The sequence below is a fragment of the Sphingomonas phyllosphaerae genome, assembly GCA_036946405.1.
GTDB lineage: Bacteria > Pseudomonadota > Alphaproteobacteria > Sphingomonadales > Sphingomonadaceae > Sphingomonas > Sphingomonas phyllosphaerae_D.
Map to the genome: position 1 here is coordinate 3,182,524 of JAQIJC010000001.1, position 13,169 is coordinate 3,195,692.

Here is a 13,169-nt window from a genome sequence, read left to right on the forward strand (position 1 = left end):
GCGTCCGCGCGCTGCCGTTATCCCATACCCGATCTTCGATGAGGAACGGGTTGAGCGATGCAGCGCTTCGAGGGCACGCAGGATTATGTCGCGACCGACGATCTGAAAGTCGCGGTCAACGCCGCGGTCGCGTTGCGACGGCCGTTGCTCGTCAAAGGCGAACCGGGCACCGGCAAGACCGTCCTCGCGCAGGAAATCGCGCGCGCGGTCGGCGCCGAATTGATCGAGTGGAACGTCAAGTCCACCACCAAGGCACAACAAGGCCTCTACGAATATGACGCGGTGGCCCGGCTGCGCGACGGGCAATTGGGCGACCCGCGCGTCCACGACATCGCCAATTACATCCGTCGCGGCAAATTATGGGAGGCGTTCACCCGCCCCACCCCGCCGGTGCTGCTGATCGACGAGATCGACAAGGCCGACATCGAATTTCCCAACGATCTGTTGCAGGAACTCGATCGGATGGAATTCCACGTCTACGAAACCGGCGAGACGGTGCGCGCCGCGCAACGCCCGATCGTCGTCATCACCTCGAACAACGAAAAGGAACTGCCCGACGCGTTCCTGCGCCGCTGCTTCTTCCACTATATCCGCTTCCCGGATCGCGAAACGATGCAGGCGATCGTCGACGTCCATTTCCCCGGCATCCAGAAGCTGCTCGTCGGCCGCGCGCTCGATATCTTCTACGAGGTGCGCGAGGTGCCCGGGCTCAAGAAGAAGCCTTCCACCAGCGAGTTGCTCGACTGGCTCAAGCTGCTGCTCCACGAGGACATGCCGCTCGACGTCCTCCAGAACCGCGATCCCACCAAGGCGATTCCGCCGCTGCACGGTGCGCTGCTCAAGAACGAGCAGGACGTGATGCTGTTCGAGCGGCTGGCGTTCATGGCGCGCCGGGGCTCTCGCGGCTGATGTTCCTCGGCTTCCTCGACCAGCTGCGCGCCGCCGGCATCCCGGCGGGGATGAAGGAGCATCTGCTGCTGCTCGAGGCGCTGCAGGCCGAGGTGATCGAGCGCAGCCCCGAGCAATTCTACCATCTGTCGCGCGCGATCTACGTCAAGGACGAGGGTCTGTACGACCGCTTCGATCGCGTGTTCGCACAGGTATTCAACGGGCTGGAGACGAGCTTCGCCGAAGCCGGCGCGGCGATCCCCGACGAATGGCTTAAGGCGATCGCCGAACGCTATCTGACGCCGGAAGAGATGGCGAAGATCACTGCGCTCGGCTCGTGGGACGAGATCATGGACACGCTCCGCCAGCGGCTGGAGGAGCAGCACGCGCGGCACCAGGGCGGTTCGAAGTGGATCGGCACCGGCGGCACCAGCCCGTTCGGCAACGGCGGCTACAATCCCGCCGGGGTGCGGATCGGCGGCGAGTCACACCATCGCCGCGCGATCAAGGTCTGGGAGCAGCGCGAATTCCGCGACCTCGACAACAGCCGCGAATTGGGCACGCGCAACATCAAGGTCGCGCTGCGCCGGCTGCGTCGCTTCGCCCGCGAGGGCGCGGCGGACGAACTCGACATCGAAGCGACCATCGCCGGCACCGCGCGGCGCGGCTGGCTCGCCGTCGCCATGCGACCTGAACGGCGCAACGCGGTAAAGCTGTTGCTCTTCCTCGACGTCGGCGGGTCGATGGATCCCTATGTCCGACTGTGCGAGGATCTGTTCTCGGCCGCCACCGCCGAGTTCCGGCACCTCGAATTCTTCTACTTTCACAATTGCCCGTACGAGGGCGTGTGGAAGGACAACCGCCGCCGCTTTCAGGAGCGCACACCGCTCTGGGACGTACTCCACCGCTTCGGGCACGATCACAAGCTGGTGCTGGTGGGCGATGCGTCGATGAGCCCGTATGAGATCACGCAACCCGGCGGATCGGTCGAGCATATGAACGATGAGCCCGGCGCGGTGTGGATGCAGCGGCTGACCGCCACCTATCCGGCCGCGGCGTGGCTCAACCCGCTACCGGAAGCGCATTGGGACTATACCGCCTCGGTCGGCATGATCCGGGAGCTGATGGGTGGCCGCATGTATTCGTTGACGCTGGACGGGCTCGATGCGGCAATGCGCGAGCTAACCCGCAAGCGCTGAACGGTTGCGCTTCACGCACCCACGATCGCGCAGGTTGCAATTGCTGCAACACGCTTCCTTCACCAAATGGCTGGCACACGCTGCGCCGCAGCAAACCAGCATTTTTTGTGAGGCCGTGATGCTCTACCTCGTCTATCTGATCGCCCAGTACCGTAACCAGACCCGCGCGCGCGCCATGCCCGCCAATGACACCGACGTTCGTCGCGCTGCCTGATCCGCGACCGCGCAGCGCCTATTTGGCGGTGCTGCGCACATAAGGCGTGAAGTTGCCGAGCAGCAGCGACGCCTTCGGAATGCGCGACATACGGTTGAGCGGTCGCACCTGATCGTTGCGGCACAATTGCCCGCCGAACGGCTCGGTAATCAGGATATCGTCATCGTCGAGCGTCTCGGCACGCGCCCGCGGTACGTTGACGTAGATGCGCGAGCCGATCCGCCACGCGAGCGCGCGCTCCGAGATGATCTGTACCGAGCCGAGATCGGTCGGGCTGACCGGGATGCAGCGTACCGGCGCCTCCGCCACCCTCCCTTTCAGCAATCTGGCGAGATCCTCATCGGGGGTCGACCGCGCGGCCTGCACGGGGGCGGCAAGGGCGGCGACCAGCGCCGCGGCGACGATCCGTTTCTTCATGGAACCCTCCTGACACATATTGGCTGAACCAGCGCTGACCCTTGTCGATCCACGGCTGATCTGAAGCAAGCGGATGCCCCGGAACGGCAAAGGCCCGCGGCCCGTTCGTGCGGCCTATGGACGCTTCCCGCTGATGCCTGCCGTCGCTCCGGCCGCCCCGCTTTCCGTCGCCGAACAGGCCGCGATGCTCGCCGAACTGCTGGTAAAGCAGAACCTCATCGTCGCGCTTGCCGACGACGTCCGCGCCGCCGCGGTGGCGCAGGCGCTGGAGGCGGCGATGCCAGCCGCGGCGGTGCTGTTCTGTCCCGGCAGCGACGCCCTGCCCGGCGAGGACGCGCCCCCCTCGCCCGCCAACGTCGGGCAGCGCGTCTCTGCATTGCGTCGCGCACGCCGGCTTGGCGCGGAGAAGCGGCCGCCGCGAATCGCGCTCGTCACCACCGGCGAAGCGTTGGCGCGCGCCTATCCCGCACCGCCCGCGTTCGACTCGGTGCCGCCGACGATCAGGCATGGCGCGGCGCTCGACCTCGTAGCGCTGTTCGCCGAACTCGAGGAGCTCGGCTATGTCAGTGACGAACGCGTCGACGAACCCGGCGAAGTCGCGTTGCGTGGGCAGGTGCTCGATGTCTTCCCGGCCGATGCGGCGCTGCCACTGCGCATCGAGGTCGCCGATGGCAAGGTGGTCGCGCTGCGCTGCTACGATCCCGCTGACCAGCGCTCGATCGATGATGTCGCCGAGCGCGAACTCGGCCGCGTCGCCGAACCCGCGCCCGGCGATGACCGCACCACCCTGCTCGACCATCTGCCTGGCGCAACCGTCGTTATCGACGATGCCGCCGACGACCGCCGCCGCCGCTTCCTGACGCTCGTCGCCGACGCGACCCGCCGCGCGCCCAAGCGCGCCGCGCGCGACGTGATCGATGACGCCACATGGCAGAAGGCGCTCGCCTCGCGCGCTCGCCAGACGCTGGCGCGTGAGGGCGAGCCGCCGCCGCGGTTCGCCGAGCATAAGGCCCCGTTGCGCGCCTTCGCCAAACTGGCCAAGGAGGCGCGCGCGGCGGGTGAGCGCGTCGTGCTGCTCGGCAGCGCGCGCGACCTGCGGTTCCTGCGTGCGCGGGTCGCCAAGGCGCTTGGGGAGGAACCTGCTGCGGTCGATGCCTGGGCCAGGGTCGGCAAGGCAAAGCGCGGCGCGTTGCTGACGCTCGAATGGGCCGCCGACCGCGGCTTTCGGCGCAAGGGCGTGCTCGCGATTGCCGCCGCCGACCTGCTCGGGAGCCGCGCCGAGCGCGAGCAACTCGCCGGCGCGCCGAGCGATGCCGGCCTGCTCGACTTCGGCGAAATCCGGATCGGAGACGTCGTCGTCCACGAGGATCACGGGATCGGCGTCGTCGCCGGACTGGAGCAACTGCCTGACGAGGGGGGCGACGCGATCAAGCTGACCTATGCGCAGGACGGGGTGCGGCTGGTGCCGGTCGGTGAAGCCGATCGCATCTGGCGGTACGGCGCGGAGGCGGATGCGGTGACGCTCGACCGGCTCGACGGCTCGAGCTGGCAGAAGCGGCGCGGCGAGATCGACGCCGCGATCGCGCAGAGTGCGCGCGACCTGACCGCGCTCGCCGAAGAGCGCGCCGCGCGCGATGCCCCTGTGCTCGACCCCGATCCCGCCGCCTATGAGCGGTTCGCGGCCGGCTTCGCCTTTACCGAGACCGCCGACCAGGCAAAGGCGATCGCCGCGGTGCGCACAGATCTTGCCGCCGGACGCCCGATGGACCGGCTGGTGATCGGCGATGTCGGCTATGGCAAGACCGAGGTCGCGCTACGCGCCGCCGCGCTCGCGGTACTGGCCGGCAAGCAGGTTGCGATCGCCGCGCCGACCACCGTGCTTGCGCGCCAGCATCTCGACACCTTCACCACGCGCTTTGAGGGTAGCGGCACCGCGGTCGCCGGCCTGTCGCGGCTGTCGAGCGCCGCCGAGAAGAAGCGCGTCAGGGCCGGGCTGGCGGACGGCTCGATCCAGATCGTCGTCGGGACCGGCGCGGTCGCGGGCAAGGGCGTGACCTATAAGGATCTTGCGCTGGTCGTCATCGACGAGGAGCAGCGGTTCGGCGCGGCCGACAAGGACAAGCTGCGCGGTCTGTCGGCCGGCCACGTCTTGACGCTGTCGGCGACGCCGATCCCGCGCACGCTGCAATCGGCGCTGGTCGGGCTGCAGCAATTGTCGATCATCGCCACCCCGCCAGCGCGCCGACAGCCGATCCGCACCGCCGTGGGCAGCTTCAACCCCGAGACGCTGCGCGCCGCGCTGCTGCGCGAGAAAAGCCGCGGCGGGCAGAGTTTCGTGGTCGTGCCGCGGATCGCGGACATGGCGCCGCTCGCCGAACAGCTCGCCACGCTCGTCCCAGATCTCGAGGTGATCGAGGCGCATGGCAAATTACCCGCCGACGATCTCGACGCGGCGATGGTGCGATTCGGGCGTGGCGAAGGCGACGTGCTGCTCGCGACCAACATCATCGAGGCCGGGCTCGACGTGCCGCGCGCCAATACGATGGTGATCGCGCATGCCGACCGTTTTGGGCTGTCGCAGCTCCACCAGCTGCGCGGGCGCGTCGGGCGTGGCAGCCGGCGCGGGCAAGTGCTGCTGTTCACCGATCCCGACCACGCAATTGCGCCGCGCACGCTCAAGCGGCTGCGGACGCTGGAGGCGTTCGACCGGCTCGGCGCCGGCTTCGCGATCAGCGCGCGCGACCTCGACATGCGCGGTGCCGGCGACCTGCTCGGCGAGACGCAGGCCGGGCATATGAAGTTGATCGGGATCGATCTTTATCAGCAGTTGCTCGAAGGCGCGCTGCGTCGTGCACGCGGCGAGGAGGTCGAGCGCTGGACCCCGGAACTGCACCTCGGGATCGAGGGGCGGTTGCCTGAGACGTGGATCCCCGACGAGGAATTGCGCGTGACGACCTATGCGCGGCTGGCGCGGATTACCGAGGCGGCGGCGCTTGATGCGCTCGAAGACGAGCTTGAGGACCGATTCGGGGCGCTGCCCGACGTGGCGCGTACCTTGCTGACGACCGCGCGGCTGCGGGTGGATGCGCGGGCGGCGGGGATCGCCAAGGTCAGCGCGGGGCCGGCGGCGGTGGCGCTGGAGCCGCATAACGGCACCGCGATCGATGCGGCGGCGTTCGGGCTGGAACAAAAGGAGCGGCGTTTCCTGCTGCGCGAGCGGATTGACGATCCGTTCGCCCGACTGGAGCGCGCCGGCGAGCTGGTGCGCGAGATGGCCGAGGCGTGAGCGCGCCGATGTTGGCGAAGGTTGCGCAGAACGGCGGGTTGAAGCGCGCGCTGTGGCGCTGGCTTTAGCGCAGGCGCTTTGATGGTAGCTTTTGTTGGGCCGTGTAGGACAGCGATTCTCAAACGGCTTTCGTCATTCCCGCGCAGGCGGGAATCCAGACGCGCAGGTCGTCGCAGGAGGCGCAACGTCAGAGTTTCTGGATTCCCGCCTTCGCGGGAATGACGGGACGGGGAGGAAGCGAGCCCCCCCCCTTTACAATCCTCAGAAGCGCACGCGGCCGCCGAGCGACAGCACCACGGCGCGGGCGTCCTCCAGCCGGCCGTTGACGAGGATCGGCGTCTGCACCGCCGTGCCGGCATAGGCCGCCGTGGTGCGGTCGATCGTCGTGTCGGCGAAGTCGACGTAGTTCGCGGCGGCATCCAGTGAGAAATGCGGGGTCACGTCGAACGACGCGCCCAGCGCGTAATTCCAGCGGTTCGCATCGGGCACGCGCGCGTCGCGCTCGCCGTCGCGGGTCGGGGTCAGCGTGCGCTGCGCACCGCCGCGCAGCGTCAGGCGGGGCGACACGGCATAGTCGACGCCTGCGGCATAGCTCCAGATGCTGCGGTAGTTCTCGGGCAGCGCGGCGTTGAGCGGCGCGCCAAGCCGGATCGCATCGAACTTCTCCCAGGTCGAGCGGATCGTCTGCGCGTTGAGCGTCAGCCGGTCGGTGGCGCGGAAGCGGCCGCCGACCATGATCTGCGCGGGCGTGTAGAAGCTCGCCTCGACGTCGTTCACCGTGCGGTTCTGCCCGGCGAGCGGCCCGAGCAGCCCGCTGACGGTCAGGTCACCCTTAAGATTGTGCTTGATCGCCGACTTGTAGCTGACGCCGACCGTCGCCCAGTCGTTGTGCATCTGGAAGCCGGCGGTCCAGCCCACGTCCCAGCCGCCGCCGGCCAGCTTCTGACTACCGTCGGCAAGCGAGGCCGACAGGTTGGGCAGTGCGTTCGTCAGGCTGGCTTCGGTATGTTCGATGTTGGCGGCCCCGCCGACGCGCAACCAGTCGGTGACCGCAACCGCGACGGACGGCTGGATGTCGAACGTGCGCAGATAGGTGCGGTCGGCGCTGTAACGAGCCCAGCTGTTGTTGTCATAGTCGGTCGTGAAACTGTACGGCGAGGTCACCGCGAGCCCGACCGCCAACCGGTCTCCGAGCGGCACCGCCACCGCACCGGAGGGCAGCACGCCCTTGTTGATCGGGTCGCTCGACGACGACGCGCCGCCGACCGGCGCGAAGGTGCCGCCGGGGCGGCGGATCACGGTGCCATTGTCGACCACGTCACCCTTGGGAAGGATCACCGAGGCGCTGACGGTCGCCTCCGCGCGCTCGATCCCGGCGATCGCCGCCGGGTTCCACCACAAGGACGCCGCGCCGGTGTCGGCGGCTTCGCCCGAGAAGGCGCGGCCGGCGCCACGCGCCGCCTGCTCCTGAAGGTAGAAGGCCTGCGCGTGCGCGACGCCGGCGAGCGCGGACGAACCGGCGAGCACGGCCAGCGAGGCGATGATGCGGTGACGGGTGTTCATGGCGATCCTCATGTCTTTTTGTGTCTGGGCCCGGTGTTCCTGCGTCCTGTTCCATTGAACGCAGGATTAACCCTCTCCCCCGCCCGGGCCGACGGGGGAGGATTGCGTCAATTGCGCAACGGTTTGCCGGTCATCAACATGCTTTCGACGCGGGCATGGGTCCGCTCGTCGTGCGCGCTTTCCATGAAGGCCTCGCGCTCCAGATCGAGCAATTGCTGCTCGGTGACGGTGTCGACCAGATCGGCCTCGCCGCCGGTCAGCACGTTGGCGAGCCGCCCGGCGACGACCTCGTCATAGGCGGTGGCGACGCCCTTGCGACGAAAATCGGCGACGGCGCCCGCCAGCCCAGTGCGCCCGCTGGCACCCGGCAGGCGGAAGGTCGGCGGCTCGGGCGGCGTGTAGCCGTCGACCAGCGCCAGTGCCTTCGCCTTGGCATCCGCCAACAACCGATCGCGGTTCATCGTGACGCCGTCGGAGGGACGCAGGAACGCCATCTCCTTTGCCTGCGCCGCCGAACGCGATACCTGCGCGGTCGAGATCAGCTCGAACGCCTTCATGACGGCCGGCATCGGCCCGCGCGGCATGCCCTTCGATTTGGTGAGCCGGTCGAGCAATTCGCCATGCCCGCCCCAGCCCGGCACCAGCCCGACCCCGGCCTCGACCAGCCCGATATAGCTTTCGGCATGCGCCTGCACCGCGTCGGAGTGGAGCAGCACCTCGCACCCGCCGCCCAGCGCCATGCCCGCGGGCGCGCTGACCACCGGGAAGGGCGCGTATTTCAGCGCCTTGAACGCCTGCTGCCCGCCGACGATCAGCTTTTCAATCTCGCCCCATGCCCCGGCTTTCACCGCGAAGAGCGCGAGCCCGAGGTTCGCCCCAGCCGAGAAGTTGCTGCCCTCGTTATAGATCACCAGCGCCTTGAACCGCTCCTGCACGAGCGGGATCGCCTGCTGGATCAGGCTGGCGACCTCGCCGTCGAGCGCATTCATCTTCGCGGTGAATTCGAGGCACAGCACACCGTCGCCGACGTCCCACAGCGCGGCGGATGCGCTTTTCGCCACCGGCTGCGCGCGGCGCTTGATGTCCTCGAGCAGCACCACGCCTTCGGCACGCGGCACGTCGTGATAGACACCGTCGCTGCCGAGATATTGCCGCACCCCGCCCTCGACGCGGTAGAACGGGCGGTCGCCGGCGGTGTCGAGGATCGCGGGCACGGCGCGGCCCGCGGCGCGGAGACGCTCGGCAAGCTTGCCCGGCCCCAGCCGGTCGATCAGCTCGAACGGGCCGAACTTCCAGTTATAGCCGAGCTTCATCGCGTCATCGATCGCGACGACGTCGTCGGCGGCCTCGCCGACCAGCATCGCGGCATAGCTCAGCACGTTGCCGAGGATCGTCCACGCATAATCGCCGACCTTGCCGGGGACGGTGACGAGCGCGGCGAGGTCCTTCTCGGCGGCGGCGGGCAGCGCCTCGGGCTTGGCCTCGGGGCGGTATTCGCCCGAGGTGAGGTCGATCGCCAGCTTGATGCGCTTGCCACCAGTGCCCTTGTCGAGCCGGTAGAAGCCGCCCTTGCCCTTGCGGCCGGTGAAGCCCTCGGCGATCATCCGGTCGACCAGCGGCAGCGGGCGGACGGTGGCGAAATAGGGATCGCCCTGCGGCAGCGTGTCCGACAGGCTCTTGGCGAGCAGCGGCATCAGGTCGACCCCGACGAGGTCGATCAGCGCGAAGATGCCGGTCTTGGGCACGCCCATCGGGCGCCCGCCGATCTGGTCGGCTTCCTCGACGGTCAGCCCCTGGTCGATCGCGGCATTGACCGCGACCGCCAGCCAATAGGTGCCGATGCGGTTGGCGATGAAGCCCGGCGTGTCCTTGGCGCGGACGATCCGCTTGCCCATGAAGCGGTCGACGAACTCCTCGACCTTGCCCGCGGTGCCGGCATCGGTCTCGGTGCCGCGGACGATCTCGACCAGCCGCATGTAGCGTGGCGGGTTGAAGAAGTGCGTGATGAGGAAGTCGCGGCGGAACTGCTCGCTGCGCCCCTCGACCAGCCGTTCGAGCGGGATCGTCGAGGTGTTCGACGACACCGCGGCGCCGGGACGCTTCAACTGTTCCAGCTTGGCGTAGAGCGATTGCTTGATGTCGAGCCGCTCGACGATCGCCTCGACGATCCAGTCGCATTCGGCGACGCGCTCCAGATGGTCGTCGATGTTGCCGGTTTCGACCAGCTTCGCTGCCGCTTGCGACATGAAGGGGGCGGGCTCGGTCTTGAGCATCTTCGCGACCGCGCCCTTGGCGACCGCGTCGCGGTCGTCGCCCTGCTTGGCAGGAATGTCGAGCAGCAGCACCGGCACGCCGGCATTGGCGACCTGCGCGGCGATCCCTGCCCCCATCACGCCCGCGCCGATCACGCAGACCTTTTTGATCGACTCGGGCGTGACGCCCTCCGGCTTGATCCCGTCGCTCATCACACGCGCTCCAGCACGGTGGCGATGCCCTGCCCGCCGCCGATGCACTGCGTGGCGAGCGCGTAGCGCTTGCCCTCGCGCGCGAGCAAAGCGGCGGCCTTGCCGACGATCCGCGCGCCGGTCGCGCCGAGCGGGTGGCCGATCGCGATCGCGCCGCCGTCGAGGTTGATCGTCTCTTCCTTCAGCCCGAGGTCGCGGATGCAGGCGATCGCCTGGCTCGCGAACGCCTCGTTGATCTCGACGATGTCAAGGTCGTTCGACGAGATGCCGGCGCGCTCCAGCGCCTTCTTCGACGCGCCGATCGGGCCGAGCCCCATCGTCTCGGGATCGCAGCCCGAGACGCTGATCGCCTTGATCTTCGCGAGGATCGGCAGGTTGTGCTGTTTGGCGAACGCTTCCGAGGTGACGAGCACCGCGCTCGCGCCATCGGTGAGCGGCGAGGAGGTGCCGGCGGTCACCGAACCTTCTGCCGAGAAGGCCGGCTTGAGCCCGGCAAGCGCCTCGGCGGTGGTGTCGGGGCGGAGCGTACCGTCCTGATCGACCGCGCCGGCCTTGGTCTTGATCGCGACGATCTCGTCGGACAGGCGGCCGTCCTCGCGCGCGGCGGCGGCCTTCTGCTGGCTCTTGACCGCGAAGGCTTCCTGCTCGGTGCGGGTGATCTGGTACTTCTGCGCGACGTTCTCGGCGGTCTGCCCCATGCCCATGTACGCGCCGGCGCTCTTGGCGGCGAGTTCCGGATTGGGGAGCGGGTTGTAGCCGCCCATCGGCACGCGGCTCATCGATTCCAGCCCGGCGCAGATATACGCCTCGCCCGCCCCGACCGCGATCTGCCCCATCGCGATGTGGATCGCGCTCATCGACGAGCCGCAGAAGCGATTGACGGTCATCCCGCCGACCGACAGCGGCAGATCGGCGAGCAGGCCGATCATGCGCGCGACGTTCAGCCCCTGCTCGCCCTCGGGGAAGGCGCAGCCGAGCACGATATCCTCGATCAACGACGCGTCGACGCCGGTCTTCTCGATCAGGCCGCGGATCGTCTGCGCGGCGAGGTCGTCGGGCCGGACCCGCGCCAGCGCGCCCTTGCCCGCCAAATGGAACGGCGACCGGGCATAGCCGGCAATCACGACGTCGGTCATCGGTAACCCTCTCGATGCGATATGTTGCCTACCGTTTACGTCAACGTCAGTGTAGGCTCAAGGGGGTTTTGGTGGGAGATCGTCGCAGCTACCAACCACCGTCATTCCCGCACAGGCGGGAATCCAGACGCGCAGGTCCGTGAATAGAGGCGAGAGGTCAGAGGTTCTGGATTCCCGCCTTCGCGGGAATGACGAAGGGTCCTCAAATCCCCAGCGAGATCCGCGCCGCCAGCCGGTCGCCTGCATGTTCGCGCACCGCGAAGCGCGACGGGTCGGGCTGATCGCGGATGTCGGTGCCGGTATATTCCAGCGCCACGGTCAGCGGCCCGGTGATATGCTGCACGCCCAGCGACCAGTCGTGATAGGTCCCGTCCGGGCGCAGCCGCGCCGCGCGGGTCGCGTCGTCGATGCTGCCCGACGAACGCCCGGCGCTGGCGGTCACGGTCCATGGCGTCGCCGGGATACCGACCCGCCCGCGCACGCCGAGATAGAGATTGTCGCCGCCGATCGCGCTCTGCGACGGGGCGTAGCGGGCCTCGACCCCGGCCTGCGCCGGACCAAGCGAGTAATTGAGCCCCGCGCCCAGCTCGCCATAATCCATCCGCCCGCGCGCGCCGGTGAAGAAATGCCCGGTCGCGAACGCATCGAGGCGGAAGCCGGCAAGGTCGCGTGAATAGCCGAGCGTCGGCTCGATCACGCCGTCCGCGCCGTCATGGCGCGCGTCGCCGCGTGTCGCGAGCACGCGCGCGCCGAGGTCGAACCCGGCGGGCAGGTCGATGCGCGCATAGGCTGACGGTGCGGCCTTGCCGTCGCTCCAGCTGATCCCGCGGCGGCGCTCGTCGGTGGCGAGTTCGACGCCGGCCTGCACCTGCGCCGCGGCGGGGAGTGCCGCCACGCCCGAGAGCATGGCGGCGATCACGTAACGCATCCGCACCTTAGCCGCGGACCCGGTCGTGCGCGGCGTCGAGTTCGGCGACCAGCGCGTCCTGATCGCGCGCGGCGACCGCGAGCAGATGGTCGCGGACCTTGCCGCTGCGTGCCGCGACATCCTGCGCGATCGCGTCGCGCTGCGTCGCGCACCAGCCCGGGCGGCTGCCGGTCAGGGCTGTGTCGGCGCTGATCGTGCGCGCCATCACATGCCCGGCGGCGTGGCGCGCCTCGCGGTGGACGTCGACCGAGGCGGTCCAGGCGCAGCGCAGCGCGCTCGGGCGACCCGGTGCGCCGACCGCGCCGACCTGCTTGTGCGTGACGTCGATCTCGCTGCGGTAAGTGACGTCGACCTGCTGCCCGCGATGGTCCATCTGCACGCGGTGCGCCGCGTCGGCAGAGGCGGGGGCGAAGGGGGTGCCGAGCAACAGCCCGGCGACGATCGAGACGATCATGGCGTTTCTCCTTGCGTCGGCCCCGGACCATGCTGCCCGGTGACCGTATCCCGAGATACGTACGCACCGCGCCGCTTCAACGATCCGGTCGCGTCCGTAACAATTTGTCATCCGACGTTGTCGATCGCGCCACGACACGCCACAACATACCGCAATGCCTTACGCCCCCGCCCTGCCCACCATCGCCGAGGCGATCCAGGCCTCGCTGAGCCCGGTATTCGTGCTGACCGGGATCGGCGCGCTGCTCAACGTGCTGACCGGCCGGCTGTCGCGCGTGATCGACCGCGTGCGGGTGCTGGAGGAACGCCATCCGCAGATCGGCATCGACGAACGCGCGCGGCTGGTGTGGGAATTGCGCCGGCTGGCCAAGCGGATGAGCGTCATCAACTTCGCGCTGTTCCTTGCGGTGGCCAGCGCGGTGGCGACCTGTATCGTGGTCGCGCTGCTGTTCATGGGCGCGCTGACGCACAGCCATATCGGCCCGTATGTCGCGGTCAGCTTCATCCTGGCGATGTCGCTGCTGATTGCGGCGTTCGTCGCGTTCATGATCGAGGTGCGCCTGTCGAGCCAGGCGATCCGCGTGCGCGACGAACTGCTGCATTGACGCACCGACGTCCTA

11 protein-coding genes are annotated in these 13,169 nt (G+C 68.7%); 5 read left to right on the forward strand and 6 right to left on the reverse strand.

Annotated elements, in window-relative coordinates; translation table 11 throughout:
* Window positions 1–57 precede the first annotated feature (57 nt).
* The 3 genes from PGN12_14885 to PGN12_14895 are packed head-to-tail and all read left to right on the forward strand — an operon-like array spanning window position 58 to window position 2,301.
* Window positions 58–909 carry a MoxR family ATPase gene (locus tag PGN12_14885; GenBank protein MEH3105172.1) on the forward strand — a complete coding sequence of 284 codons (852 nt, stop codon included), beginning with the start codon at window positions 58–60 and terminating at the stop codon, window positions 907–909.
* Window positions 909–2,087: a VWA domain-containing protein gene (locus PGN12_14890; protein ID MEH3105173.1), complete on the forward strand. Its 1,179-nt coding sequence runs from the start codon at window positions 909–911 to the stop codon at window positions 2,085–2,087. Before PGN12_14885 ends, PGN12_14890 begins: the two co-directional genes overlap by 1 nt.
* A 34-nt stretch (window positions 2,088–2,121) precedes the next feature.
* Window positions 2,122–2,301 (forward strand): hypothetical protein, encoded by a 180-nt coding sequence (locus PGN12_14895; protein MEH3105174.1) that lies wholly within the window; start codon window positions 2,122–2,124, stop codon window positions 2,299–2,301.
* 18 nt (window positions 2,302–2,319) lie between these two features.
* Here the strand turns inward: PGN12_14895 and PGN12_14900 are convergent, their stop codons facing one another.
* Complete coding sequence (locus PGN12_14900) at window positions 2,320–2,718, reverse strand: hypothetical protein (protein MEH3105175.1); 399 nt, start codon at window positions 2,716–2,718, stop codon at window positions 2,320–2,322.
* 133 nt (window positions 2,719–2,851) lie between these two features.
* Between PGN12_14900 and PGN12_14905 the strand changes: the two genes are divergently transcribed.
* Window positions 2,852–6,004, forward strand: a complete 3,153-nt coding sequence (locus tag PGN12_14905) for a helicase-related protein (protein ID MEH3105176.1) — start codon at window positions 2,852–2,854, stop codon at window positions 6,002–6,004.
* A gap of 261 nt (window positions 6,005–6,265) precedes the next feature.
* Here the strand turns inward: PGN12_14905 and PGN12_14910 are convergent, their stop codons facing one another.
* The 5 genes from PGN12_14910 to PGN12_14930 form a co-directional block, all read right to left on the reverse strand.
* Window positions 6,266–7,567, reverse strand: coding sequence for an outer membrane protein transport protein (locus PGN12_14910; protein ID MEH3105177.1), 1,302 nt, complete (start codon window positions 7,565–7,567; stop codon window positions 6,266–6,268).
* Window positions 7,568–7,674: 107 nt separating this feature from the next.
* Window positions 7,675–10,032: a 3-hydroxyacyl-CoA dehydrogenase NAD-binding domain-containing protein gene (locus tag PGN12_14915; GenBank protein MEH3105178.1), complete on the reverse strand. Its 2,358-nt coding sequence runs from the start codon at window positions 10,030–10,032 to the stop codon at window positions 7,675–7,677.
* Window positions 10,032–11,168, reverse strand: coding sequence for a thiolase family protein (locus PGN12_14920; protein MEH3105179.1), 1,137 nt, complete (start codon window positions 11,166–11,168; stop codon window positions 10,032–10,034). Before PGN12_14920 ends, PGN12_14915 begins: the two co-directional genes overlap by 1 nt.
* Window positions 11,169–11,370: 202 nt before the next feature.
* The gene (locus PGN12_14925; GenBank protein MEH3105180.1) at window positions 11,371–12,096 is read right to left on the reverse strand and encodes a hypothetical protein; all 726 of its coding nucleotides are present in this window, start codon (window positions 12,094–12,096) and stop codon (window positions 11,371–11,373) included.
* Window positions 12,097–12,103: 7 nt separating this feature from the next.
* A complete protein-coding gene (locus PGN12_14930) occupies window positions 12,104–12,550 on the reverse strand; it encodes a hypothetical protein (protein MEH3105181.1) in 447 nt (148 codons plus the stop codon).
* Between the two features lie 154 nt (window positions 12,551–12,704).
* On the opposite strand from PGN12_14930, the gene PGN12_14935 reads away from it, so the two are divergent.
* Entirely contained in the window at window positions 12,705–13,154 is a 450-nt protein-coding gene (locus PGN12_14935; GenBank protein MEH3105182.1) for a DUF2721 domain-containing protein, read from the forward strand.
* Window positions 13,155–13,169: the final 15 nt, after the last annotated feature.

What these genes read in the sequence shown, in the direction of transcription:
- PGN12_14885 (MEH3105172.1), top strand. Translation starts at nt 58, where the DNA reads ATGCAGCGCTTCGAGGGCACGCAGGATTATGTCGCGACCGACGATCTG.
- PGN12_14890 (MEH3105173.1), top strand. Translation starts at nt 909, where the DNA reads ATGTTCCTCGGCTTCCTCGACCAGCTGCGCGCCGCCGGCATCCCGGCG.
- PGN12_14900 (MEH3105175.1), bottom strand. Translation starts at nt 2,718, where the DNA reads ATGAAGAAACGGATCGTCGCCGCGGCGCTGGTCGCCGCCCTTGCCGCC.
- PGN12_14905 (MEH3105176.1), top strand. Translation starts at nt 2,852, where the DNA reads ATGCCTGCCGTCGCTCCGGCCGCCCCGCTTTCCGTCGCCGAACAGGCC.
- PGN12_14910 (MEH3105177.1), bottom strand. Translation starts at nt 7,567, where the DNA reads ATGAACACCCGTCACCGCATCATCGCCTCGCTGGCCGTGCTCGCCGGT.
- PGN12_14915 (MEH3105178.1), bottom strand. Translation starts at nt 10,032, where the DNA reads ATGAGCGACGGGATCAAGCCGGAGGGCGTCACGCCCGAGTCGATCAAA.
- PGN12_14920 (MEH3105179.1), bottom strand. Translation starts at nt 11,168, where the DNA reads ATGACCGACGTCGTGATTGCCGGCTATGCCCGGTCGCCGTTCCATTTG.
- PGN12_14925 (MEH3105180.1), bottom strand. Translation starts at nt 12,096, where the DNA reads ATGCGTTACGTGATCGCCGCCATGCTCTCGGGCGTGGCGGCACTCCCC.
- PGN12_14930 (MEH3105181.1), bottom strand. Translation starts at nt 12,550, where the DNA reads ATGATCGTCTCGATCGTCGCCGGGCTGTTGCTCGGCACCCCCTTCGCC.
- PGN12_14935 (MEH3105182.1), top strand. Translation starts at nt 12,705, where the DNA reads ATGCCTTACGCCCCCGCCCTGCCCACCATCGCCGAGGCGATCCAGGCC.